Origin of the sequence: Colwellia sp. Bg11-28 (assembly GCF_002836245.1) — a bacterium.
Taxonomy (GTDB): domain Bacteria; phylum Pseudomonadota; class Gammaproteobacteria; order Enterobacterales; family Alteromonadaceae; genus Colwellia; species Colwellia psychrerythraea_A.
On record NZ_PJBA01000006.1, the window covers coordinates 1,837,677 to 1,864,432 of the forward strand.

Sequence of the window (26,756 nt, forward strand, 5' to 3'; positions counted from 1 at the left end):
ACAATTATTGCCACTTTCTGTGATATGCACCTAACGTGGTTTGTGAACCTTCAGACAAATTAGCTAAGGTATTCATCCAAGCACCTTCAACAGTAAAGTTCTCTGGGTTCTGCTGATATCTGTCTAACGCCATTCGCCACGTTTTAGCTACTTGCTCGACATAAGCGGGGCTACGTTGTCTACCTTCAATTTTTACCGAGACTATGCCCATGGCAATTAGGTCAGGAATAAGCTCTAACGTATTCAGGCTGGTAGGCTCTTCTAAGGCATGATAAACATTATTATCAACTTCAAAGCGACCTTTACATAGTGTCGGATAACCCGCATTTTCATCTTCTTGGTAACGGTCTATAAGGACACCATTTAAGCGAGATTCTAAGCCTTTATCTGTTTCTTGCCATCTAACATATTTCGCCGGTGAACACGCGCCTACCGTATTAGGTGACTCTCCTGTCATATAGGACGACAAATAACAACGCCCTTCTGCCATAATACATAAACTACCAAAGGCAAAGACTTCTAACGGTACCGGACTACTTTTAGCTAACTGTCTAACTTGTTGTACAGACAATACACGCGGCAGCACAACTCGCTGAACATCAAAGTTGTTTTTAAAAAACTTTATCGCTTCAAGGTTTGTGGTTGAGGCTTGTACTGATACATGACGTTCAACATCAGGGTATTTTGTTGCGGCGTAATCCAGCACACCTAAATCGGCGATAATTAAGGCATCTGTACCTATGGCAACAGCATTATCAACGGCTTTGTGCCAACGTTCTTCACCACCTGCATGGGCGAAGGTGTTGATGGCTACATGCAGTTTTTTACCTCGCTGATGTACATAATCAGCAGCTTTGGCTAATTTACCATCATTAAAGTTAAGACCAGCAAAGTGGCGGGCATTGGTATCATCTTTTAACCCGATATAAACCGCATCGGCGCCATTATCTATTGCTGTTTTTAGCGCGGGTAAATTACCAGCAGGACAAAGTAACTCCACATCAACTCCCAATTGTCATCATTATTAGACATAAAAATTTTCAGCAGTGTATGTTGTTCATCATTCTGATTTATTGATGTGTATTAAAGAAAACTTGATCTGCAATATTAATTTATTTTTTAGCCTTGCTAGAATGCTTGCTAGTCAATAAGCAGCATCAGAGTAAATAAAAGTGCTAAAAATCCCTTCATTATTACCCTTTACACAATCGATAACGGCCAGTATTATTCCCTCTTTATCGTTAGTTGAGAAAAAAATACCGTTACGATTAAAGGAGAAATTGATCAAGGTAATGCCAAAAATATTGCAGCCAAGCTTACGTTTTGTACCGTTTAGCGCGCAAAAGTCTGTACTTATTCCAGCACTACATTCTATTTTTAGTGAAGCGATTACCGACGGTGACTTTGAGTTTTTACAAGACAAATGGCTAAAAATTTCCATCCTCGATTTACAACTAAATTGGTGGTTAAGCTTTGATCAAGACCAATTAATCATGGCCTCGCCTAAAGATAATATTGCTGAAGATGTCAGTTTTAGTGCTAACGGTGATGACTTGGTGCTCATTGCAGGGCGTAAACAAGACCCTGATACCTTATTTTTTCAACGTCGTTTAAAAATTGAAGGCGATACTGAACTGGGATTAGAAGTAAAAAACTTAATTGATGCCATTGATATTGAGCAACTACCGAGCTCTATTCATGGTTTAGTAGATTTTAGTGCCTGTTTTTTACAAAACACTCATGATGAACTTGCTGTAGCAAATGGCTAAACATTCAAAGTTTAATCATATCAATAAAAGTAAACCTGCCAGGCAGTAATGCCTCGCAGGTTTATTTTTACTGCTAAGAAGTAGACCGAAGGTGAAATTACACTAAGCTAGTCGCGTATGCTCTTGCTTTGGCTAAATCTTCTGAAGTATCAACACCTTCTACAGGTACGTGGCTATTTGCTACCGCGACGTGAATTCTCTCTCCTTGATATAAAACTCTTAGCTGCTCTAGCGCTTCAACTTGTTCTAATTCACTTGTGGGCCAATTGACATAATCTTTAATGAAGCCAGCGCGATAAGCATAAATGCCGACGTGTCTTAAGTAAAAATCACCTATTACGCGAATATTTTCTTCGGTAGTAGCATCTGAATTTAAAAAACGCTCTCTATCATAAGGAATAGTTGCTCTAGAGAAATATAAGGCATAACCATCTTTATCAAGTATTACTTTAACGGCATTAGGATTAAACGCTTCATCTACAGAGTCAATATTAATAGCCAAGGTCGACATGCGTGCTACATGACTACTTTGTTGCTGGTTAGCTAGATTATTCGCTACTTGTGCGATATTTTCTGGCGGAATAAAAGGTTCATCACCTTGTACATTAACAATGATTTCATCGTCACTGAATTGATATTTTTCCATGACTTCTGCAAGACGTTCAGTGCCCGATTGATGGTCCGCACGAGTTTTACACACTTCAGCGCCAAAACTGTTTACTACTGCAGCCACTTCATCATTGTCTGTCGCAACAATCACTTGACGAGCACCACTTAATTGCGCCTTTTCAACAACCCATTGGATCATAGGTTTGCCATTGATATCTGCTAACACCTTTCCTGGCAAACGAGATGATTGATATCTAGCAGGGATAACAACAACAAAGCTGGTATCGCCAGTAGCTGGTTTACTCAATACTGAAGGGTCACTAGCAGCCATGATTAACCATCCTGCTCAGTAGACTGGTTAGCATTAATTTCACGCGCTTCATTTTCGAGTAATACTGGAATGTCTTTTTCTATGCTATAAGCTAAACGGTCAAAGTGGCAAATAAGCTCTTGCGCTGCTTTATCATAATCTAACTTACCTTTACATACTGGGCAGGCAAGGATTTCCATTAATTTTGTATCAAAAGCCATGTTAACTTCTCTCTGGTTAATATTTAATCGATGAGCAATGTTTTCATTTACCGAATGTATTAGTGAATGTATTGCCACTTATATTGTTTACTGTATAACTGATTGTACTGCGATTTGAGTTCTATCGATGATTAACTGTCTATCTGCGTCACTAAAAGTGGCATCCACGGGTAAATACCACCAGTTTTCTTTACAAAAACCATGGCACTTAACGGCATCTTTTTCAGTCATTAATAATGGTATATTATCATCAAATTCGTTGAAGTCAGCAAGGACAAAAGCATGATGATCAACAAAACTTTGCTGATTAATGACCTTAAATTGATGCTCTTTTAGTGTATCGAAAAATCGCTGTGGCGCGCCAATGCCTGCAATGGCATTAACCGAATCATTTAATCTAATAAAATCCGTTAAATAGATGCGCTCACCGGTAAGTAGGTTACACAGCTCTGTTGCTGCCAATGTCATGTGCATACACGGATAATTCTTTTCCTGGTAATCCTGATCATTTTTACCATTATAAATAACTAAATCACTTTTAGGTAAACGCCACAGCCCTTCTCTCAATGGGCCCGCAGGTAATAATAAACCATTACCAAATAAACGTTTGCCATCGACAACCACTAGCTCTAAATCACGGGCTAAACGATAATGCTGTAACCCATCATCACTAATAATAATATCGCAGCCTTGAGCAATAAGTAACTTCGCACTCGCTATACGATCACTACCGACAGCAATAGGAACCTGACAACGTTGCTGAATAAGTATAGGCTCATCACCGGCTTCTATAGAGGTAGACTTTTCATCAAGCAAATAAGGATAGTGAGGCGCTTTACCGCCATAACCTCTAGAAATGACGCCTGGCGTTAAACCGAGTAAACGAGTCAGTTCAACCAAATATAAAACTATCGGCGTTTTACCATTGCCGCCAACACCGATGTTACCCACAACAATAACAGGCTTACTTAACTGACATGATTTTGATAAGCCAATTTTATAGCTGAGTCGTCTTAATGTACTGATCAGCCAAAATAACGCAGATAAAGGCAGTAACATTGGTACTAACAGCCATTTAGCCGGATGGTCATTAAACCAAACTTTCTCAATTAAGCGCATACCACCTATTCCTTATTCAAATTGGAAACTATGCAACTGGGCATAAGCACCTTGTTTGGCAAGTAAACTTTGGTGGTTACCTTGCTCGACAATTTTACCTTGCTCCATAACTATTATTTTGTCTGCATTTTCAATAGTCGATAATCGATGGGCAATAACAATTGAAGTACGATTTTGCTGTAATGTTTGTAGCGCATCTTGAATATGACGTTCCGATTCTGTATCTAACGCACTGGTTGCTTCATCTAAAATTAAGAATGGCGTATCGCACAATAAAGCGCGCGCAATAGCGACACGCTGACGTTGACCACCTGAAAGTAAAGCCCCATTTTCACCAATATTGGTTTCAAGCCCTTGCTCCATGTGTTCTGCAAACTCCATCACATGCGCACTTTTAGCTGCTTCGATAATTTCAGCTTCAGTCGCTTCAGGTTTACCATAAGCAATATTATTGGCTAAAGTATCATTAAACAATACGACTTGTTGAGATACATAAGAAAACTGTTTACGTAAATCTTTTAACTGAAATTGTTCGATATTAGTATCATCAATTAATATCTCACCGCGTGTGGCATCATAAAAGCGTAATAATAATGAACTGGCCGTTGATTTACCGCTGCCGGAACGTCCAACTAACGCTAAGGTTTCACCAGGCGCTAAGTCAAAAGTAATATCGCTTAACGCAAGTTTAGTGTCTTGTTCTTTATCGCTTGTTGTCATGGTGTTGGTATTTTTATAAGAAAAATCAACGTGTTTGAAGGACAAAGTTCCTGAAGCTCTTTCAAGTTGTTTGTCACCATTATCTTTTTCTTTTTCATGATCGAGTATCGAAAAGATACTGGTGCAAGCCGCCATGCCTTGTTGAAATTCACTATTGACATTAGTTAGCATTTTCAGAGGTCTTAGCAACATGGTCATATACGTGATAATACTGACAAAAGTACCTGGAGAGATACTGTCGCGTAAACTATCTGAAGTAATGGCATAGAAAACAAAAGCTAAAGCAAATGAGGCTATTACTTGAATAATGGGTACGCTGGCTGATTTTGTTGCCCGCATTTTCATGCGCTGCTGACGGTTATGTTTATTTATTTTGGCAAAACGTGAGAACTCTCGTTGTTGACCACCAAACGTTAATACCACTTTGTGGCCATTAAAGGTTTGTTCTGCCGCTGTGGTAACCTCTCCCATCGCCCCTTGAATATTTTTACTCACTTTTCTAAAGCGCTTTGATACCACACTGACAATCACAGCAATAATAGGCGTGATCAATAGAAAGATTAATGATAACTGCCAGCTGTAATAAAACATCAACCCAAGTAAACCAATAATAAAGGCGCTTTGCTGCACTATGGTTAAAATAGATTTACTCACCGAATTTAATACTTGCTCGGTATCAAAGGTTATTTTTGAAATAAGTGAGCCGGTAGATGTTTGATCATGAAAAGCCACGGGCATTGACATGATATGTTCAAAAAGTTTTTGTCTTAAATCAGCAACGACATTATTGCCGACCCAAGCTAGGCAATAATTAGCAATAAAGTGAGCTATACCGCGAACAGTAAAGGCCACAATAATAAACAATGGCGCCCACTTCATAAAGTTAGCATTAGCCCCAGAGAGACCTTCATCAACAAGCGGTTTTAACTGTGATAGAAAATATACATCGATAGCTGCATAACCAAGCATACCAATGATTGCGGCGACAAAGCCGAGCTTATAAGGTTTCGCATAACTAACCAGTCGTTTAAAGTTTTGCCATGTGGTTGCATTGGCTGAGTCGGAAGAAGATAAGGCGTTCGTTTTTGGAGATGATGCCATTAGTTAAGATTACTCAAGTATTTTAATTGCCTAAACGAAACGTTGATAAAACATTAACAATACTTACGTTAATCATAGTTACTTTTATCATGCTTACATTATCGAAATTGCATTTTACCGTGAATTAGCGATACAACCAACAAAAACTATAACCAGAACAAGTTCAACAGCAAGAACAATGAATAATTTAGTGCTGATATCGTTAGATAATCTGAAATTTCTTTACTACGAACAAATTCCAAAGATCTAAAATTCAAAAATTTTTATCGACAAATATTCCCCTAAAGAAAAGGTCTGAGTGCTATTAATGACTAAACCAGAACGGGCGTAAATCTTCAGTAAAGCTTTGTGTGCTCATTCCCTCTTCATCAACGGTTATGATGATTTGCCCCAGCTCCGCACTATTTAACAATTGAATTTTACTATCATGGTAACGCTGACGAACAATAGCGACGGGCATATGCCAACGATTTAAGTAACCTGCACTAACTAACGCAACGTCAGGTGATAATTGACTAAGAAATGCCTGACTTGATGATGTTTTAGATCCGTGATGAGGTACTTGTAAAATATCAGCATTAAGCTGGGGATAAAATTTTAGTAACTTCTGCTCAACTTTCGAGGAAATGTCTCCGGTTAAAAGCAGTGTAGTTCCCAGTTGATCACTAATTAAGATAACACAAGAGTCATCATTTTTTTGCTTGCCCCTATTAACACTTTCATTGGAAGGATCCCAAGCTAAAGGCCATAAGATGTCAAACCTTAACCCTTGCCAAGAAAAACTATTACGTGGCTGACAGTCAGTAAGTCGCCTATTACTAGGGCCTAAATTCGTAGTAGTTGAGAGAGCATTAAGTGATAAGGCTTTAGAATTAAAGAGTGTTTTATCATTACTGATTATTTCATCAATCGATATATGCTCTATCAAGGTCCTAAGGCCGCCAACATGGTCATTATCACTGTGACTTAATATTACTTTATCTAGCTTCTCAATGGCTGAGTATTGTAAAAATGGCAGTATCACCGCATCACTCATAGTAAAACCACTGGGGTAAGCTGCTCCGGTATCATATAAAATGGCCTGGTCATCTCGTTTAACTAACACCGATGTTCCCTGACCAACATCAAAAAAAATCACTTCCCATGAGCTAAAGCCAGACTCAGCTTGGAAATTAATGGCATCCTTAGGCGTTTTTACCTCTTTTGACAAAGCGTAAGTATTTAAAGAGGACATAATTGGCTCATGATAACTAAACACAATCGCGCTGAGGGCTAGCAAAACAAAAGTGATTTGTTTACCCCCCTAGTCCAGAGGCATGGCGACAGGTAAAGTATTGAAAAAGCAGCATTACCCACTAACAGTACAATCATTTGTTGAACGAATGAAAGTGAAATAATTGCATTAGGTAGCTCACTAAGTAAATCAAGGTAAAACCACAACCAGGTTAACGATTGCAGGGATAACATCATAAACCATTGCGCTAATGACTCACTTATCGGTATCAAGACCACTGACATGAGTGCTGTAGGTATGCTAAAAGCACTCATCCAAGGCACAGCAATGATATTAGCAAATAAACTAACTAAGGATATCTTTTGGAAAAATAATGCAGTTATCGGCATTAACATCACGGTAAGTGCTACTTGAATAATAAATAGCGTTTTGAAGAAACGCCAAAGATATGGACCCTTATTCATCCATGCTTTAAATCGCCATAGTGATACAAAGATAATAGCCACAGCATAAACAGATAACCAAAAGCTAGCGGTTAATAAGCTAAAAGGAGTGATAATCAACAAAATAAAGATTGTCACTAAAATTAAACGTTTCGCAGAGAATTTTATGCCAACAACGCGACTTAACCAGTACAAGTTTAACATCACCAAAGCACGTTGGGTTGGAAGAGAGAAACCCGCTAAATATGCATACGCAGTTGCAAGTAACAAACTCACAGCAATAGCAATATAACGGCTGTTAATGTGCTGCCAGCAAGGATTTCTCAATGGGATATATTGAAAAAAAAACATCACAATAAAAAACGCACTACCAGCAAGTAACCCTATATGTAAACCCGAAATAGCAATAAGGTGACTAGTACCAGTCACTTGTAGTGTCTGCCAAAGGTCGGTATTAAGTGAACTACGCTCCCCAAAGGCTAATGCCAATAAAATGGGGGTAAGCTTATGATTTGGAGTAAGGCTTTGATAGTGCTCAAATAGTGCTTGCCTCATTGTGATATTTGCCATTAGCAATTTATTCGCTTTTAAGCTTTTTAAGTCTTCCGCTTCTTGATAATTTGAATTTTTCTTCTTTCTCGGATTAACCACATAGCCTGTTGCGACGATGTTATGTGCTTTGAGCCAACTTAAATAATTAAACGTGCCTATGTTTGCTAATCCATGGGCTGGCTTTACTTTAACGTTAAGAGAGAGCCTTTGACCTTGAGCAAGGTCAATAGTCGACTTTTGCCAACTTAGCCTAATAGTAATTGGGCTTTCAAGTAGCTGTTGATTTATCTTATTAACGAGAAAATTAAAGCGTTTAGTGGAATTAGCTTTCTGTTGAACAGCGCTTTCCTTTATATGTTCGCTCAACATGATCGGTGGCTTAACTTGGATACTAAGTACCTCACCTTCAATAAAAAATGCTTGTTTATTTTCCATTAGTTCAATAAGAGGTGGCGGTAACAGGTTATGATAGAGGTAAGCTTGAGCTAAAATCCATAAAGCGCCAAACCATAATCCTGAGCTATAACGTAGTTTTTTATGGGAATAAAAGCCAATAGCGAGACAAAGAAGTAAAAATAGCTGAAAAAGCGCTGGCACTTCCTGCAAAAATAGGGACAATATAGCACCAAGAAAAAATGTCAGTAACCACCAATCCATAGTGATATAAATCCTTTTATGTTTAGTGGTTAAATTATCGAACGAACGCCTTATTGGCATTTACGATTGCTTTACTTAGCAACATATATATTTACTTAATATATATGTTGCTAAGTAAATTATTAATCACACTAATTTTTAGCTAAGGCACCTGTAGAAGTATATGCCCAAAAAAACCATAAAACGTATGATGCCAGATCATCAAACGATAAAAGAAAACAAATATCTGAAAGTTTTTGGCGATTTACTACACAATCCCAACCTTTGGCACTTAAATCGTCACTCTGTCGCTAAAGCTTTTGCTGTTGGTTTATTTTTTGCTTTTATTCCGGTGCCATTTCAAATGGTTTTGTCGGCCGGTATTGCCATTATAGTACATGCAAACCTACCGCTATCAATTGCATTGGTTTGGATAACAAATCCGCTGACCATGCCTTTCATATTTTACGCCTGTTATTTGGTTGGCACATGGGTATTAGCAGTCCCTGAAGAAGATTTTGCCTTTCAAGCAAGTTGGCAATGGGTACTCGATAGCTTATCAACCATAGGTCCTGCATTTTTAGTTGGCTGCGGTGTACTTGCTGTTATTTTTTCTATCTTAGGTTACTTCGTTATACATTCGTTTTGGCGTTACCAAACTATAAAAGCATGGAAAAGTCGTCCGCATCGTTAAGTCTTTCGGTGAACTGACCGGTCAGCCAAAATAAAGAGTTAAGAGTTCACACTATAGTTAATACTAATAAATAAGACAATAAGACAATAAGACAAGTATCACAGGGGTAACTCTATGGTTGCTATGCAACCACTGACACCTAGTCTATTTGTTAAGGTTATCTTGCCGCCATGTGCTTCAATAATTTGTCGGCATAAGACTAAACCTATGCCTGAGCCTTTACTTTTTGTGCTATAAAAAGGCACAAACAAATTCTCTAGATTGCTTACACCTGTGCCATCGTCCACTAATGACAAACTAAATACCTTTCCATTAACTTGCCCGCTAATTGCAACCTTACCTGCTTCACCAGCACTTTTTACCGCTTCTACGGCATTTTTAACCAAGTTAATAAGCACTTGTTCAAATTGCACTGCATCAATGACTAAAGTGATGTCGTCTATGTTTTGTACTTCAATGCATTCATCCGGGTATAAGGCTACCGTCTTATTAACTAATTCCAGTACCGAACTTGGCTGTTTTTTTGGCTCAGGTAAACTGGCTATTTGCTTATAACTATTAACAAACTCAGTTAAGCTATTACTGCGTTGTGAAATGATAGATAAGCCTTCAACCAGATATTCTTTATGGTTTTCAAGTTTCTCTTGTCGGGCAAGTAAGCGCCTTAAACTTTGGCTTATTGAAGCGATAGGAGATAAAGAGTTGTTTATTTCATGACTAATAACCCGCACTAACGCTTGCCATGCATTTCGCTCTTCACTACGAAGCATAGTGCTAACATCAGTAATAAACACTAACTTTTGTGGTTTGCCATTTTCGCGATATTCTTCAAGGTGAACATTAAACTTACCTTGCTGATTAGCAAAAGAAAGCGACATTACTTGGCTATTACCACTGTTCATTGCTGCGATTTGACTAAATTGTGAGAATGATTCAATTAAGTCAAATTCTTGCTGCTCAGCAGGTATTTGCAATAATTTTTTTGCGGCGGGGTTAGTCAAGACCAATTCATTATTCTCATTTAAAGCGAGAATAGCGACATCAATATGGTTAATTACAGTAGTTAGTAACAATTGACTTTCTGTCGTCTCAATTCTTTGCTTATTAAGGCGTAAACTAAGGCTATTTATCGAATCAACTAATTCATTTAATGCTTCATCACCATCACTAATACGGGCTCTCAGACTATAATCGCCTTGTACCATAGCATCGAGTAAATGACTTAAACTTCGAAATTGATAAGCTGACTTTTGGTGAAGTTTACTGTGACTATAAACAATCACTAAACTACTAATAAGCACAGTTAATAAAATCAAATATAGCGATATATTCGCATATATCATCACCCCAATTAGCAAGAAAAATAGCGGCAAAGAGGTAAATAAAAATAGCTGAGTTAACTGTACTTCAAATGATTTCTTATTTTGTTGATTCTGTTTCATATTGTCTTTGTTACACTCGACTACTTTGCCTGCTACTGACTTTTATAGCAGCTGGTTTAAATTTTATCTAATCGTCGATAAAGAGCACTACGGCTTAAGCCCAGTGATTTAGCTGCTTTAAGTACATTACCATCAAAGTGCTTCAATCTTTGATCAATTATGGTTAATTCTAAATCAGCTAAACTATCTAGGGTTTGCTTTTCTGTAAACTCTCCCTGCTTCACATCTACCTTAGCGGTATCAGTTTGCGTAGTATTAACTGATAAGCCCAAGTCATTTACATTGATAAAAACACCTTGGCATAGTATCTGTGCTCGTTCGAGCACATGGTTTAACTCCCTGATATTCCCTGGCCAATCATAACTAACTAAGGCATATTTCGCCTGTTCATCTAAAACCAACTTATTTCTGCCGTACTTATTTGCCCATTGAGTTAAGAAAGCATCAGCAAGCAAAACAATATCTTCCTTTCGGTGTCTTAATGCTGGAATTTCAATTGCAATAGTATTAATACGATATAATAAATCTTTACGAAACTCTCCCGCTGCTACCATTTGATTCAAGTTAGCGTTACTCGCACAAATTAAACGCACATCGACCGACTGGGTTTTACTCGCTCCCACTTTCTCAAACTGCTGATCTTCTAAAACACGTAATAATTTAGCTTGTTGTGAATAGGGAGTGTTGGCTATCTCATCTAAAAATAAGCTGCCACCATCAGCCAATTCAAAGCGACCAATGCGTGTCGATTTAGCGTCAGTAAATGCCCCTTTTACGTGGCCAAACATCTCACTTTCAAATAAGGTTTCACTCACTGCCCCCATATTGACCGAAATTTGGTTTGCGTCTTTTCGATTTGAGTGTTGATGGATATAACGGGCAAACATACTTTTGCCGGTACCATTTTCTCCTGTTAGCAAAATACAGGCATGGCTTTGAGCGACTTGTTCAATCAAGGCTAATGTTTTTTGCATAACAGGTGATTGGCTTATGATGTCACCTTTAAATTCGCTATCAAGGCGTTGCTGCAATAACTGGTTTTGTTGAGTGAGCTTTTGCGAGTTCTTTTCGCTGCTAGCTAACTTCAATTGATTATTGATAATACTGATGAGACGTTCAATATCCCAAGGCTTTTGAATAAAGTCGTTTGCACCATTTTGCATAGTACTCACGGCAACTTCTACCGTAGCCCAGCCAGTCATAACCACTATAGGTAAGTCGTCTTCAAGTTTTCTAATGTCCGCAATGAGTGTCAGTCCCTCTTCCCCAGAGGTGGTATCAAGAGAGTAATTTAAGTCCATTAATACCAAATCAAATTGCGTTTTTTTAATCGCAGCTAAAGCTGAACTTGGTGTTTGACAAAGGTTCACGCCATAACCTTCCGGTACCAGTAAAATCTTTAAGGCTGACAGAATATCTAGGTCGTCATCGACTAATAGAATGTTTTTATTCATCGTTTCTTTCTTTTAAATCCCATGGTCTTACATAAATAACAACACTAAAAAAATATAATTAAGCAGTTAATATATACTCTTAGCTGCTTAATTTTCAAAGTAGGTGTTATCTACCATTATTCATAGTGTAATGCTTGGCTTGGCTCTAACCTTAACGCATTTTTTGTTGGTAAGTAAGTCGCTACCAGCACAGTAGCAACCACTATGCTCACCATAATAATTACTATTAATACTAGTGACGAATATGAAGTACCAAACATTTGCGCCATAGCAAAGCCCATAAAACCACCGGCTACAATACCGGGTATACCACCCCAAAGTAATAATTTCACACCAGCAAAGACAAACTCTCTGCTGATTCTTTGCTCATCAGCACCTAACGCACGTTTAATGCCTATTTCCTGCGTTCGTTGGCTTATCATATTTGCCATAACACCATAAATACCACTTGCTGCTAGCACCACACCTGCAATAGCAAATATTGCCGTTAAGCTACTAATAAAAACTACCGGCGCTGTAATTCTATCGTTACTTGCTTGATAAGTTTCAATACGGTATGAAGCTAGTTCACTATCAATACCTTGTAAAGTCTTACGCAAATGCTGTACCGCAAGGCTTCCTTTTGAACTTAATTGCATTGCAATAGTAAGCTGATTTCGTGGTGCTTGAGTTAACGGTCTATAGATTGCAGGCATACTTGCTGCATCACCGTCTCTGTTACCTTGAATCGTATGCTCAACTATGCCGACAATAGTCACCCATTCAATGTTGTCTTGCGTTGTCTTCGCTAAACGAAACCTTTTCCCCAAAGCACCCTGCTCAGGAAAATGGCGCTTGGCAAAGCTTTCTGAAACCAAAGCTGTCGCTTTAGCCAAACCATCATCACTATTGTTAAAATAACGCCCTTGGCGTAATTCAACGCCCAGCTTTGCCAAAGAGCCTGGCATAGTGGCAATATCATTAGCACTCGGATAACTATTGTTACTATCCTTGCTATATTCTTTACCTTCTATAATGACTTTCGAGATTGAACTATAGTGCCCTGGTAACGACGTTGCTAACATTACCGCTTCAATTGAAGCACTGTTTTCTAAACGTGATTGCAACGTTTTGGCAAAGTGTGCCTTTTTAGCATCCGTATCATAATTCGCTGCAGGTAATAAAACACTTGCCACTAAACTATTTTCGGTATCAGCCCCCATATCACTATTGGTTTGCTCATAAGCAGATTGCACCATAACGGCAGAGGATATTAATACCGTCATAGAAATAAATATTTCACTAATAACCAGAAAACGATTCAGGCGACCTGCCTTCTTCCCTTGTGCGCCTCGAGTACCATCTCGTAGTACGGCATTAAAGTCACCCCCTGTACTTCTCCAAGCAGGCAAAAATCCGGTGACAAAAATAGTGCTAATAAGGATGGTTAAAAACAGTGTTACCGTATAAGTATCAATGCCAAAGTCCCACCAAAATGCTAATGGGTCTGCAAAAAAAGTAGCTACAATTGGCTCTGTAATCTCCAAGCCCCAGGCCATAACTAAAAAACCTATCATTCCGCCAAGCGTGCAAATTATGGTACTTTCCCATAACATCTGACTAATTAATCGTGACCTAGGTGCGCCTAACGCGACTCTAATTGCTGTTTCTTTCCCACGCTCTAATGCGCGCGATAATAATAAATTTCCAACATTTATCGACGCCAACAGCAAAATTAACAAGGCAACAGTATGCATGGTATAAATGACCGGAGCACCATCAGCGCCACCAACACCCGGAATTGATGTGACATGAGCACTAATACCAGTATTTGTTTGTGGGTGTTGATTCTCAATTCGTTTCATAACAACGCTTAGTTCACGATTTACCTCAGCCATAGTCACGCCATCTTCTAAGTGTGCTAAACCATGTAATGTTGTGCTATTTTCTCGGACTAATTGTTTAGGATCAATTTGTAAAGGTAACCATATCTGGGCATTTCGAGGGAACAAATATCCTTGTGGCATCACACCCACCACGTTGTGTTTTTCACCATTAATGCGCATGTTTTGTTTGAGTACATCATTTTCGCCGCTGAACTGGTTTTGCCAAAGATCATAACCAATAACAACAACCTTTTCAGAGCCAGATTTTTCATCTTCAGCCCTAAATTCTCGTCCTAAAATAGGCTTTGTGCGAGTCAGTTGAAATATATTCGCTTGTGCCATTATCGCCGGAAATCTTATCGCCCCTTCAGTTGCTGAAACAACAACATTAGCGTTGTTATAACCACCGTACTCTTTTAAACCCTTTACGCTACTTTTGATTTCAGCATAATCTAAGGCATTAATTCTATAAGCATCTTCTTTGCCATTTATAGAGCCACTGACCATGACGAGAGAGGCCCCATCTTGAAAGTCTAAGTCTTTAAACAAAATAGTGTGAAAAAACGAGAACATATAAACACTCAAACCTATGCCTGTTGCCATCACTAAAGTAGTAAGCGCAGTAAAGCCTGGCTTTTTTGATAACAACCTGATCGCATATTTAAAATCTTGCCATATCATAATCATTCTCCCTAAGCTGCTACCGTGTCATTTGATTTATTTTCTTTGGTTAACGAGTTATCACTAATCACCTGTCCATCTAAAATATCAATATTACGAGAAGCTCGCTGCGCTGAGCGAGGATCATGTGTCACCATACAGATAGTGGTACCTTCTGCATGTAATAAGTCTAAAAGTTCCATTACTGCTTCAGCATTTTTCGAATCTAAATTTCCGGTAGGTTCATCAGCAAGAATAATTGAAGGTTTCCCAACGATGGCACGTGCTACCGCGATACGTTGCTGTTGGCCACCAGAAAGTTGCGAAGGAAAATGCTTAGATCTGTGCGACATATTCACTTTTTCTAATGCTTCCTTAACCATTGCCTTACGCTGGTCTTTGCTTAGATCTTTACGATAAGTAAGTGGCAATTCAACATTCTCTTCAACATCAAGGTCACTGATCAAGTTGAAAGATTGAAATATAAAGCCAATTTCCATATTACGAATTCGGGCACGCTCTTTTTTAGATATATTAGAAACATCATGTTCAGCCAACTGATACAAGCCTTCAGTGCTAGCATCTAATAAGCCTAATAACGAAAGCAAAGTAGATTTTCCACAACCAGAAGGTCCTGAAATTGAGACATATTCACCTTTATTAATAGTTAACGTTATGCCTGCTAACGCATGGGTTTCTACTTCATCGGTAAAAAATACTTTTTGAATGTTTTCTAATTTAATTAATGTATTACTCATAATCTGTCCTTATGATGGTATATTTCTCGGTAAGTGTTTTTATAGCTTAGTATTAGTTAATTCTAACTTTTTGATATTTTTGCCAACTACTTGAATCTGAAATGATCACTCTGTCTCCAACAGCTAACCCTTCAATTACTTGTATTTGGTTTATAGAGCCTTTACCTAATTTAACCTGTGTACGCTGTGCTAAGTTGCCATCTTGATTTAACTTGTAAATGGTTGTGTTAGATTGCCTTTGCGAAAAGATAGGACGACTCACATACAAGGTATCAGCAATATCGGTGATCATGATTTCACCATCGACACTCAAATCGGGTCTTGCGTCACTGGGTAATGCTTCTGTGAAGGTTACATCTACTTGTACATTGCCATTAACAACGGCGGGGTCTACGCGAGCAACAATGCCACTTACTGTGTTATTACGTGTATCAATAGTGACTAGCTGGCCGATACTGACTTCGCCAATTAATAGTTCTGCAACTTGTAATTCGGCAATAAGTGAGTCTTGTTGAGCAAGTTTAGCTAAATTGCTGCCCATATTTACGCGCTGCCCTGGTTCAACAGAGACATCTTGAACAACACTATCTAGACTGGCATAAATCATCAGGTCTTTAACCTGTTGTTCAGCTCGCTCAAGTGTTTTGCGCATTTTATTGATACGTGAATTATGGGCATTGTCTTGAACAACAATATTGTCGGTCATGCTAACCAGCACTTCTTCTTGAATTTTCCAGCGTTGATTAAACTGTTGGGTTTCTAACTTAGTTTTTTCATAATCAATTTTTGAAACCGCGCCGGTTTTATTGTTAAATAACTCGCGTTGGGCATCGAGCTTTAACTTACTACTCTGATAGTTTAGCTTGGCATCGAGCATGCGTGCTTTTTGAAAAAGTAATCCCGACTTTTGCTCAGCCTGACTCGCTTTGCTTTCTGCAATAATAGCTTCAAGCTCCCACTTAGTTTCTTCCTGCAATTGTTTTAATCTTGGATTACTAAGCTCAATAATCAGCTCTCCTTTTTTCACCGATTTCCCTGGTTTTACAACAACACGTTCAACATGGCCGTCAACACTTGCTGCTAACCATTTAATTTTATCTGGCACCAGTAAACCAGCACCTCGAACTGAAATAGAGAACGGTCCCTGCTTAACTTCGCCATATACCAAGGTATCATTATCAATAACGTAGTCTGCTTGTAGCAAAAAGGCACTATAGTTTAAGGCTATAGCGAGAATGGCTATGACTAGAGCCAACGGCCACACTCTTTTAAGTAAGGTTTTCTTTTGTTTTTTAACGGCGATATCCAAGGGTAATTCTCCAACAAATCTTCTTACTAAGACTTACTGCAGTCTCTATACCACAATTAATAACCACTTGATAAATATCACTTAAATTTACATATTGAAAGGCTTTATACAAACTAATGTTCCATGAATGGGAAAATACAGCTTTTTTGCTTTCCCATTCATGGGAAAGTTCTTCTTATTAAGGGAAGTTTGTTAATGAGAAAGCGGTTACGGAGTTTTGAAGGGGAGTCGAAGTAGTCTCCGCCAGCATAGACACTGACGGATAAAATAACAACTTATAAGGAAGAGCAAAAACTATGGGGCTTAGTCTTTAGTTTGATCTTTAGTGATTCCAAAATGTTGGTAAGCTCTATCTGTTGCTATTCTGCCACGCGGAGTACGTTGCAAAAAGCCTTGTTGGATTAAAAAAGGCTCTATTACATCTTCTATAGTTTCTCGTTCTTCACCAATGGCTGCAGCAACATTGTCCAAGCCAACAGGTCCACCCATAAATTTATCAATAATGGCATGTAATAGCTTCCTGTCCATAATATCAAAGCCTTCACTGTCAACTTCTAACATGTCTAACGCAGCAGCGGCAGTTTGTTGACTAACCACCCCGTGCGATTTTATATCGGCATAATCACGTACTCGGCGTAATAAACGATTAGCAATACGTGGCGTGCCGCGAGAGCGGCGTGCAACTTCAAATGCCCCCTCCTCATCTATTGTTAAGTTCAAAAAATGTGCCGAACGGCTGACAATAGTTGATAAGTCTGCAACATTATAAAACTCTAACCGTTGAACAATACCAAATCGGTCACGTAAGGGTGACGTTAATGCACCTGCTCGTGTGGTAGCGCCAATAAGTGTAAATGGGGGTAGGTCTAACTTGATAGAACGCGCTGCAGGTCCTTCACCAATCATAATATCTAATTGATAATCTTCCATTGCAGGGTAAAGTATTTCTTCAACCACAGCACTTAAACGATGGATCTCATCTATAAAAAGAATATCGTTTTCTTCTAAATTAGTTAGTAGCGCTGCTAAATCACCGGCTTTTTCTAATACTGGTCCGGAAGTTGTGCGAATATTAACACCCATTTCATTGGCAACAATATTAGCTAAAGTGGTTTTACCTAGACCTGGAGGGCCAAAAATGAGCAAGTGATCTAAAGGTTCGCCACGATTTTTTGCGGCTGGAATAAATATTTCCATTTGCGCTTTAACATGCTGTTGCCCCGTATAATCTTGTAGCATTTTAGGACGAATAGCACGATCTACCCTTTCATCTTCTACTGAAGCAATTGGTTCAATTAAGCGATCTGCTTCTATCATAGGTTACCTAAGTTCAAAATGTGATTAATCCGTTGGCTATATCATTGATTTTAATGCATCGCGAATAATGTTTTCGCTAGACATGCCGCGATTATATACGGATTTAACCGCTTTATCTGCCTGTACTTGTTTATAGCCAAGTGAAAGTAAAGCATTAATAGCATCGCCTTTATTATCATTAACAAAAGTAGTTTCTTGGCTCAATTCAGCAGAGAGTTGTTCTGGTATCACGCCATCATCACTAACTAAGTGTATTTGTTGTGCTTGCCAATCTTTCAAACGATCACGCATTTCAATAAGCAAACGCTCTGCTGTCTTTTTACCAACACCCGGGATTTTTACAATGGCGCTAATATCATCGTGACGAACACAACTAACAAATTGATCAGCAGACATGTTTGATAAAATAGCTAACGCTAATTTAGGACCTACACCATTAACTTTAATTAATAACCGGAATAACTTACGTTCTACTTTATTGGCGAAGCCATAAAGCAATTGAGCATCTTCACGTACAACAAAGTGAGTATAAATAGTTGCCTGCTGTTCAAGCTCAGGTAAGGCATAAATACTCGTCATTGGCATGGTGACTTCATAGCCCACGCCAGCACATTCAATTAATATTTCAGGAGAGTTTTTTTCCACAAGCATGCCACGTAAACGACCAATCACAACAAGTACCAAAGGCTATTATTAATGAATCAGATACTACCACTATATATTTATACAGTAAAGTGACCTAGTTGAATTTTGCTGACGTTGCCTAATATTTAAAACGAAATAACTCACTACGAAGAACACAGAGGCTTAGCTTCACAGACAAAAAAACGACTGAAAACTAATCTTTCTGGATTCCCGATCAGAAACTTCAGGAATGACGGCTATGCTGATGGGGATTTATAGAAAAGCGGGTTAGCGTAAACGCCCTCTAACGATTTTTGTAGCTTGACCGGCTAATATGGCGGCACTGGTATGACTATGACCATGACATAGTGCTACCGCTAAGGCATCGGCAGCATCGGCCTGAGGAGTACCTGGTAACTTTAAAATACTTTTTACCATATGCTGTACTTGGTTTTTATCTGCTGCGCCTGTACCTACAACAGCTTGCTTAATTTGTCTTGCTGAATACTCTGCGATGGTTAACCCTGAATTGGTTGCCGCCACAATAGCTGCACCCCGTGCTTGGCCAAGTTTCAAAGCTCCGCCAGGATTCACCCCCATGAAAACTTGTTCAATGGCAAACATATCCGGTTTGAATTGAATAATTAACTCAGATACGCCAGCAAAAATTGTTTGCAAACGTGAAGCTAAATCTTCACCTTGACTCATCGCTTTAATGCAACCACTACCAAGGTAGGTAAAACGTTGCTTTTCTTGTTTGATAACGCCGTAACCAGTAAAGCGTGAACCAGGATCAATTCCTAATATTATTGTCAACAGCGAGCCTTTTGATTGATATCTTATTCTTCAATAGAGGTAAGTTATATTAATGCCATAAAAAATGCAGCTAAAACATACGTTATAGCTGCATTAACATTACTGATATACAGTAATCATAACAAACAGTAGTTATCATTTATCTATTGATAAACGGTTACCTAATTATGCTTGTTCTTCGTCTTTGTTCTCTTCAGCTTTCTTTACTGCAAGAACAGCAACGCCTAATTCTCTTAACTGTTCAGGGTTAGCTTTACCCGGTGCATTAGTTAATGGACAAGCCGCTGTATTGGTTTTTGGGAAAGCCATTACGTCACGGATTGAACTTGCACCTGTCATTAACATCACTAATCGATCAAGGCCAAAGGCTAAACCAGCATGTGGCGGCGCACCATATTGTAGCGCTTCAAGTAAGAAGCCAAATTTCTCTTCTGCTTCTTCATCACTAATGCCTAAAATTCTAAATACTGCTGCTTGCATATCTTGATTGTGAATACGTACAGAGCCACCACCAAGTTCACAGCCATTTAAGACCATGTCATAAGCATCTGATAAAGCGCCAACAGGATTTGCTTCTAACTGCTCAGCGGTTAAATTAGTCGGTGCAGTAAACGGATGATGAATAGCATGCATATGGCCATCTACTTCTTCAAACATTGGGAAATCAACTACCCAAAGCGGTTTCCATTCACCTTGAAGTAAATCAAGTTCTTCACCTAATTTAAGGCGAAGTGCACCTAAAGATTCAGTTACAACATTATATTGGTCTGCACCAAAGAAAATAATATCACCTGTTTTCGCATTTGTACGTTTTAATAAAGCGATAGCTTCATCACTTGATAAGAATTTTAAGATGGGTGACTGCAAACCTTCAACACCTGTTGAAAGAGCCGCATCAATATCATTCACTTTTAACCAAGGCATACCTTTAGCGCCGTAAATGCCAACAAATTTGGTTAATTCATCAAGGCCCTTACGTGAGAATTTAGCTGCACCTTGAGGTAAACAAATTACTGCAACACGGCCATTTTCATCGTTCGCTGGTCCTGAAAACACTTTAAATTCAACATCTTTTAAAATATCATCAACATCAATTAACTCTAATGGGTTACGTAAATCTGGCTTATCACTACCAAAACGTGTCATTGCCTCAGAGTAAGGCATACGCGGGAACTCACCTAAGTCAACATCAAGCAACTCTTGGAATAATTCACGGATCATTTTTTCCGTTACTTCCATTACCTGATCACTACTCATGAACGAGGTCTCAATATCTATTTGTGTGAATTCAGGCTGTCTATCAGCACGTAAATCTTCATCACGGAAACATTTAACTATTTGATAGTAACGTTCCATACCCGACATCATCAATAATTGTTTAAACAATTGTGGTGATTGTGGCAAAGCGAAAAATTGACCTTTATGAGTACGACTAGGAACTAAATAGTCACGTGCACCTTCAGGAGTAGCCGCTGTTAGTATCGGTGTTTCAATATCTAAAAAACCTTGAGACTCAAGTGAACTACGCACTGCAGAAGTTACTTTAGCGCGGAAACGTAAACGTTCAGTCATTTCAACACGGCGTAAATCTAAATAACGGTATTTAAGGCGAAGTTCTTCTGAGTTGACTTGATTAGAGTCTAAAGGCAATGGCGCTGACTTATTTAGAATGGTAAGTTCTAGACCAAGTACTTCAATACCACCCGTTTTCATGCCTTTATTTACTTGGCCTTCAGGACGAGCGCGCACTTTACCTTTAATTTGTACACAAAATTCATTACGTAAGGTGTTGGCTTTTTTAATCACCTCAGGTAAATCAGGATCATAAACAACTTGAACAAGACCTTCACGGTCACGTAAATCTAAAAAGATCACGGCGCCTAAATCACGACGTTTGTTAACCCAACCACATAAAGTTATTTCTTGTCCAATGTGAGATTCGTTCACCTCACCACAATAAAGACTACGCATGTATTTTTGCCTTATACCAATTCTATTAAACTTAGTAACAAACGCTACTTTACGTTTGTTACGATAATTTTGGGCATATTATAAAGCAAAGATTATTAATGTCACCCCAGAACAAGCGGATGGGTAAATTAAAGCACTACAAGTGGGTTTTAGTTAAAAATATAATGATTTTTACCTGCAGCTTTTACCTTGTACATCATGGTATCAGCAATTTTAAGTAGATCGGTGTCGTTATCACCATCATTTGGATACATAGCTATACCAATACTACAGCCAATAAAGGCATTGGTTTTCGATAGTTCAAACTCTTTTTGCATCATCCTTAATACTTTTTCGGCGACATAGGCCGCTTCATTAGGACTATTTAGACCGGTAAGTAGTAAAACAAACTCATCGCCGCCAAAACGTACCACCGTATCTGAACTTCTCACACAACCCTGCAAACGAAGGGCTACTTGTTGCAACAATTCATCCCCGACACCATGGCCATGAGTATCGTTGATATTTTTAAAACCATCTAAATCAATGAATAATACTGCCATTTTAAGGGATTGTCGTTGATGGAACGCTATCGCTGTACTTAATCTATCTTTTAACAATACCCGGTTAGCAAGCCCGGTTAGTTCATCATGTGTTGCCATATGTTTCATAATTTTTTCAAGCTGCTCTCGGTGTTTTATTTCAACTTGTAATCGTCTATTCCACATGACAATAACGCCGAGCACCAATAAAATGATGACACCAATTTGAGCCCCAACCTGTAAAACCACATTTTTATCAAGCCCAGTATTTATTGCTAAGGAAAACCAATTATCGTAAATGGCTTGTTTCTCTTTTTCAGTGATCGATAACAGCCCCTTATTAATTATTCCTTTTAATAGCGGCAACTGCTTGTTTATTCCAAAATGACTTTTCTCTAAGCTGACATCTTCCATCATTGATATCATCAAAGTGACGATGTTTTCCTGCTTCAATAATTGTGTCGCCGAGGCCATAGTCGTGATGAAACCATCAACTCGTTCCTGTTGTAGCGCAACAAGTGCTTGCTCTCGGTTATCCACTAATTTAAAAGTGATTAAGGGGTGTATTTTTCTTAGCTTGGCAATTAAATAATAGCCTTTGACGATAGCGACTTGTTTACCATAAAAATCTTCAAGTTTTGATTTTCTACCATAATATTGTGGATGTACCATTACCCATGGCATTTGCCAATAACTATCAGTGAATATCAGCAGTTTTTCACGCTCTGCTGTTGGCGTAATACTGCCAAGCATATCTATTTTATTATCTAATAATGCTTTATATAACTGTTGCCAACTATCAAAAGGCAGGTAGTTGAACTCAATACCAGTGCTATCACTAATTAAATGCGTAATATCACGATTAATACCTGAAAATTTACCTTGTTCGTCAATAAACTCAATCGGCGATAAATTCTTAATGATACCTAAGTTAATTTTTCCGTGGGATGCTAAGAAGTCTTTATCGGCATCACTTAACATAATTTTTTGTGCTTGTTTTTTATAATAGTGTTCTCCCGCGTTACCGTTCAACCACCTATCTTCAATTTTAATAAGGCTATTAATATCTAACTCGTTAAATCCTCTATTAACGATTTCCACAAGTTTATTATTTTTGTGATGAATAACAGGCGATAGTTTTAAAGTAATGACAGGGCTGTCTAAGCGATAAAAAAGTGTTTGCAAGTTACTTTGCACTAATCTTGCACTAATTAAATCAACTAATCCGACGATGCCTGATATTTCATCTCGCTCAGCGGCATCCAACATCGTAATCAAGCTACTAAAATAGCGAACATTCAACTGTGGGTATTGTGCTAACAATTGGTCTTTAAAAGTAGAGTCTTGCCAAATACCAATGACACCGCCGTTGAACTGTTGATTAAATTGCTCTAATGACTCAAATGGCATACCTTTAACGTCTTTAATTCTATTATTGAGAAAAACTTCCACTGTAGAAGAGTAAATTGGATTGGCAAAAGCTATATCATTAGATGTTTTAACATGATCAGGGTAAGCCAAGAGTATGTCGGCTTTTTGCTCTGTTATAAGATCTAACCCTTCAGTCATATCACGGGGAACAAACTCAACATTAATCCCTACTTTTTTAGACCATAAGCGCCAGACCTCAATCAATAACCCTTGCGGTTCACCTGAAGGGCTAACCCCCATATAAGGAGGGTAATGTGATGAAAAGGCGACCAATAAACTGTCTTTTTGCTTAGTTAAGCCTAACCATTTTCGCTCAATGGCTGCTCGCTCTTCTCTTGATACTTGTGCAAACCCTTGTTCAATTAAATTAAGTAGCGAATTATTCCCCTTAGCCACCGCTACCCCATAATCACCTTGCTGATATCGTAAAACCTTATGAGGAGGGAAACGCTGCCTTAAAGTATCGTAATCAGGAAAATTATCAGATAGTTTTTCTAAACCTGTAAACACTAAAATTTCGTTATTTAGGGCTCCTCTGTATAGGTCATGCCGATTATCATACGTTTTCAAAGCAAACTCAGGGTGATATTTTTGCAGGTTCTCAATATGAGCTGAGCCTTTCACTACCCCAATGCTGTAGGGTTTTAAATCTGCTAGGTTGTTAACATTACTGAGTTGTTGATTTACGTAAAGGTGGGTATAAATAGAAAAGAGTGGTTGGGAAAACTGTAGCGTTTCTCGCCTCGAATCAACAATTGATAAGCCACCATGAATATCAACATTACCTTTAGCTACTTCACTTAGTGTCTCTAGCCAAGGTAGCACAATAAACTGTACTTCAACTTGTTGCTTTTTAGCCCATAAACGCCACATATCTGCCATTAAACCAATAGCATTACCTTGCTCGTCAATAGAGTGATATGGGAAAGAAGTTTCATTAATAGCAATGGTTAATGGTTGCTTAACTGTTATGTCAGCCTTTTCTGCAAACACTGTTTGGCTGAAAATAACTACAAACAAAGTAATTAAAATAATGTAACTGGTCAGTTTATAAAAAAAATTCAAAAAAACACCCTATAAATATAGCGTTGCTAATAAGATCGGTTAAAATAAGCCATTATATATCCTAACTTAACATAATAGTGAATAGAACAAAGAAAATGCATGATTCTGATACCGATTTAATTTACTCACAAGCGCATAATCAAGTAAAAAACTTTACCTTTGATGCGCAAGTCGTTGAAGTTTTCCCCGACATGATATCTCGCTCTGTGCCCGGCTATAAAACTATTATCGATACCATAGGTCGTCTTAGCCAACGCTTCGTCCAAGATGATAGCAACATCTATGATCTTGGTTGCTCTTTAGGTGCTGCAACGCTTGCTATGCGAAAAGGAATTACCGCTAACAATTGTAAAATCATCGGTGTGGATAATTCTATCGATATGGTAAAGCGCTGTAAAATGCATGTAGATGCGTTCAAAGGAGATACACCCGTAACGATTATTGAAGGTAACATTCAAGATATCGACATAGAAAATGCCTCTATGGTAGTACTAAATTTCACTTTGCAATTTATTGAAAAATCACAGCGTCAAGCATTACTAAGTAAAATAGCCCAAGGTTTAAAGCCCGGTGGTTTATTGGTTTTGTCTGAAAAAATATCCAGTGATGATAACGTGATTGATGATGTATTAATTAACTTACACCATAACTTCAAACGTGATAATGGCTACAGTGAATTGGAAGTTGCTCAAAAGCGTAGCGCATTAGAAAAAGTCATGTTGACCGATTCACTTGATGTACATAAAGAACGGTTAACACAAGCTGGTTTTCAACATGCTTCATTATGGTTTCAGTGTTTTAACTTCACCTCACTTATTGCAATAAAGTAAAACTATCAAAAAATGTATTTATGCATATGCCTTAAAATTGAGTGTGATTAAGTAGTTACCCTCAATTAATACCATTTGTATTAAATAAGGTTACAGAATTCAGTGAGGATAAATTTTCAAGAACAAGGCGCTTGATTGAGCAATAGCTGGCTATTGGGATTGAAAGTAACGCTATTATTGGATATTTAAACCACCTGAAAATGATCACTTATTTAGTGCAATTGGTATAATTACTAACAAAATATAAAGTACGCCCATTAAAACGACTAATTAGAATCCTATGAAACAGTTCAACGAATTTTACCAAAAAATTGCTACCAATCGTTTAGGCCATTGGCTAAACACCTTACCTGCACAATTGAGCCATTGGCACGAAAATGAGCTACATGGTGAATTCAAGCATTGGCAGAAAACACTTGATGCATTACCGGTCGTAGATGCTAATTCAGCGATTGATATAACAAATACCGTTAAAGTGGGCGAATTAGGTGATTTAGATCAGGGACAATTTAAGCGCCTTGAAAATTTAATGAAAAAGTTTAAACCTTGGCGTAAAGGTCCCTATCATATTCATGGTTTACACATTGATACTGAGTGGCGGAGTGACTTTAAATGGGATCGTTTAGCTGAGCATATTAGTGATTTATCGGGTAAGTATGTTTTAGATATCGGCTGCGGAAGCGGTTATCATTTATGGCGAATGCGCGGCGCAGGAGCTAAATTTGTTGTTGGTATAGACCCAACTCAGCTATTTTTAATGCAGTTTAATGCCATAAAACACTTTATTGACGATAGCCCAGTGCATTTACTTCCTCTAGGTGTTGAACAACTACCTGAGCTAAAAGCGTTTGATACAGTATTCGCTATGGGCGTACTTTATCACCGTAGATCGCCAATCGATTTTCTTTATCAATTAAAAGCACAATTAGTTAAAGGTGGTGAATTAGTTTTAGAAACACTCATTGTCGATGGCGATGAGAATACAGTATTAGTGCCCGGTGAACGTTACGCAAAAATGCGCAACGTTTGGTTTTTACCTAGTGAAAAAGCCATGTGCGCTTGGTTAGAGCGATGCGGCTTTACTAATGTTCGCGTGGTCAATACTGATATTACAGCATTAGATGAGCAACGAAAAACCGAGTGGATTGATACAGAGTCATTGCAAGACTTTCTTGATCCAAATGATAGCAGTAAGACTATTGAAGGTTACCCTGCCCCTAAACGTGCCATATTTATTGCTAATGTTTAACTACTAATAGCTAACTACCAATAGCTAACTAATTGG

At 38.3% G+C, this 26,756-nt stretch carries 21 protein-coding genes; 4 read left to right on the plus strand and 17 right to left on the minus strand.

Annotated features, from left to right (window positions below; all coding sequences use genetic code 11):
• Positions 1-4: 4 nt before the first annotated feature.
• A complete protein-coding gene (gene ubiU / locus CXF79_RS15230; RefSeq protein WP_101155954.1) occupies positions 5-1,000 on the minus strand; it encodes a ubiquinone anaerobic biosynthesis protein UbiU in 996 nt (331 codons plus the stop codon).
• A gap of 172 nt (positions 1,001-1,172) precedes the next feature.
• Here ubiU and ubiT point away from each other — a divergent pair, with 172 nt between their 5' ends.
• Entirely contained in the window at positions 1,173-1,769 is a 597-nt protein-coding gene (ubiT, locus tag CXF79_RS15235) for a ubiquinone anaerobic biosynthesis accessory factor UbiT (protein ID WP_232769191.1), read from the plus strand.
• Between the two features lie 97 nt (positions 1,770-1,866).
• Here the strand turns inward: ubiT and kdsB are convergent, their stop codons facing one another.
• The 6 genes from kdsB to CXF79_RS23700 all read right to left on the minus strand — a co-directional run bounded on the left by kdsB (position 1,867) and on the right by CXF79_RS23700 (position 8,735).
• On the minus strand, positions 1,867-2,709 hold the full coding sequence (gene kdsB / locus CXF79_RS15240) for a 3-deoxy-manno-octulosonate cytidylyltransferase (RefSeq protein WP_101155956.1): 843 nt from the start codon (positions 2,707-2,709) through the stop codon (positions 1,867-1,869).
• A gap of 2 nt (positions 2,710-2,711) precedes the next feature.
• Positions 2,712-2,909: a Trm112 family protein gene (locus CXF79_RS15245; protein WP_011042947.1), complete on the minus strand. Its 198-nt coding sequence runs from the start codon at positions 2,907-2,909 to the stop codon at positions 2,712-2,714.
• Positions 2,910-2,996: 87 nt separating this feature from the next.
• Positions 2,997-4,028 (minus strand): tetraacyldisaccharide 4'-kinase, encoded by a 1,032-nt coding sequence (gene lpxK / locus CXF79_RS15250; protein WP_101155957.1) that lies wholly within the window; start codon positions 4,026-4,028, stop codon positions 2,997-2,999.
• Positions 4,029-4,040: 12 nt separating this feature from the next.
• Positions 4,041-5,849 carry a lipid A export permease/ATP-binding protein MsbA gene (gene msbA / locus CXF79_RS15255; RefSeq protein ID WP_198560070.1) on the minus strand — a complete coding sequence of 603 codons (1,809 nt, stop codon included), beginning with the start codon at positions 5,847-5,849 and terminating at the stop codon, positions 4,041-4,043.
• A 304-nt stretch (positions 5,850-6,153) separates the two neighbouring features.
• Positions 6,154-7,083 (minus strand): DNA internalization-related competence protein ComEC/Rec2, encoded by a 930-nt coding sequence (locus CXF79_RS23695; protein WP_232769192.1) that lies wholly within the window; start codon positions 7,081-7,083, stop codon positions 6,154-6,156.
• A 38-nt stretch (positions 7,084-7,121) separates the two neighbouring features.
• The gene (locus tag CXF79_RS23700; protein WP_232769193.1) at positions 7,122-8,735 is read right to left on the minus strand and encodes a ComEC/Rec2 family competence protein; all 1,614 of its coding nucleotides are present in this window, start codon (positions 8,733-8,735) and stop codon (positions 7,122-7,124) included.
• Positions 8,736-8,898: 163 nt separating this feature from the next.
• On the opposite strand from CXF79_RS23700, the gene CXF79_RS15265 reads away from it, so the two are divergent.
• On the plus strand, positions 8,899-9,408 hold the full coding sequence (locus CXF79_RS15265; RefSeq protein WP_011042943.1) for a DUF2062 domain-containing protein: 510 nt from the start codon (positions 8,899-8,901) through the stop codon (positions 9,406-9,408).
• A 98-nt stretch (positions 9,409-9,506) separates the two neighbouring features.
• Here CXF79_RS15265 and CXF79_RS15270 read toward each other — a convergent pair whose 3' ends face one another.
• The 10 genes from CXF79_RS15270 to CXF79_RS15315 all read right to left on the minus strand — a co-directional run bounded on the left by CXF79_RS15270 (position 9,507) and on the right by CXF79_RS15315 (position 24,641).
• Entirely contained in the window at positions 9,507-10,850 is a 1,344-nt protein-coding gene (locus tag CXF79_RS15270; protein WP_101155958.1) for a sensor histidine kinase, read from the minus strand.
• A 56-nt stretch (positions 10,851-10,906) separates the two neighbouring features.
• Positions 10,907-12,304 (minus strand): sigma-54-dependent transcriptional regulator, encoded by a 1,398-nt coding sequence (locus CXF79_RS15275; RefSeq protein WP_101155959.1) that lies wholly within the window; start codon positions 12,302-12,304, stop codon positions 10,907-10,909.
• A 116-nt stretch (positions 12,305-12,420) separates the two neighbouring features.
• Positions 12,421-14,850 carry an ADOP family duplicated permease gene (locus tag CXF79_RS15280; RefSeq protein WP_157825888.1) on the minus strand — a complete coding sequence of 810 codons (2,430 nt, stop codon included), beginning with the start codon at positions 14,848-14,850 and terminating at the stop codon, positions 12,421-12,423.
• 11 nt (positions 14,851-14,861) lie between these two features.
• Entirely contained in the window at positions 14,862-15,587 is a 726-nt protein-coding gene (locus CXF79_RS15285) for an ABC transporter ATP-binding protein (protein ID WP_101155961.1), read from the minus strand.
• A 52-nt stretch (positions 15,588-15,639) separates the two neighbouring features.
• Complete coding sequence (locus CXF79_RS15290) at positions 15,640-16,896, minus strand: efflux RND transporter periplasmic adaptor subunit (RefSeq protein WP_101155962.1); 1,257 nt, start codon at positions 16,894-16,896, stop codon at positions 15,640-15,642.
• A gap of 303 nt (positions 16,897-17,199) precedes the next feature.
• A complete protein-coding gene (gene ruvB / locus CXF79_RS15295) occupies positions 17,200-18,213 on the minus strand; it encodes a Holliday junction branch migration DNA helicase RuvB (RefSeq protein WP_101155963.1) in 1,014 nt (337 codons plus the stop codon).
• A 36-nt stretch (positions 18,214-18,249) separates the two neighbouring features.
• Positions 18,250-18,885, minus strand: a complete 636-nt coding sequence (gene ruvA, locus CXF79_RS15300; RefSeq protein WP_011042936.1) for a Holliday junction branch migration protein RuvA — start codon at positions 18,883-18,885, stop codon at positions 18,250-18,252.
• Positions 18,886-19,125: 240 nt separating this feature from the next.
• Complete coding sequence (ruvC, locus tag CXF79_RS15305) at positions 19,126-19,653, minus strand: crossover junction endodeoxyribonuclease RuvC (protein ID WP_011042935.1); 528 nt, start codon at positions 19,651-19,653, stop codon at positions 19,126-19,128.
• Positions 19,654-19,818: 165 nt separating this feature from the next.
• Positions 19,819-21,624, minus strand: coding sequence for an aspartate--tRNA ligase (gene aspS / locus CXF79_RS15310; protein ID WP_101155964.1), 1,806 nt, complete (start codon positions 21,622-21,624; stop codon positions 19,819-19,821).
• Between the two features lie 149 nt (positions 21,625-21,773).
• The gene (locus CXF79_RS15315; protein WP_101155965.1) at positions 21,774-24,641 is read right to left on the minus strand and encodes a transporter substrate-binding domain-containing protein; all 2,868 of its coding nucleotides are present in this window, start codon (positions 24,639-24,641) and stop codon (positions 21,774-21,776) included.
• Between the two features lie 95 nt (positions 24,642-24,736).
• Here CXF79_RS15315 and cmoA point away from each other — a divergent pair, with 95 nt between their 5' ends.
• Positions 24,737-25,471 carry a carboxy-S-adenosyl-L-methionine synthase CmoA gene (gene cmoA / locus CXF79_RS15320; protein WP_101155966.1) on the plus strand — a complete coding sequence of 245 codons (735 nt, stop codon included), beginning with the start codon at positions 24,737-24,739 and terminating at the stop codon, positions 25,469-25,471.
• 280 nt (positions 25,472-25,751) lie between these two features.
• The gene (gene cmoB / locus CXF79_RS15325) at positions 25,752-26,720 is read left to right on the plus strand and encodes a tRNA 5-methoxyuridine(34)/uridine 5-oxyacetic acid(34) synthase CmoB (RefSeq protein WP_101155968.1); all 969 of its coding nucleotides are present in this window, start codon (positions 25,752-25,754) and stop codon (positions 26,718-26,720) included.
• The last annotated feature ends 36 nt before the right edge of the window (positions 26,721-26,756 follow it).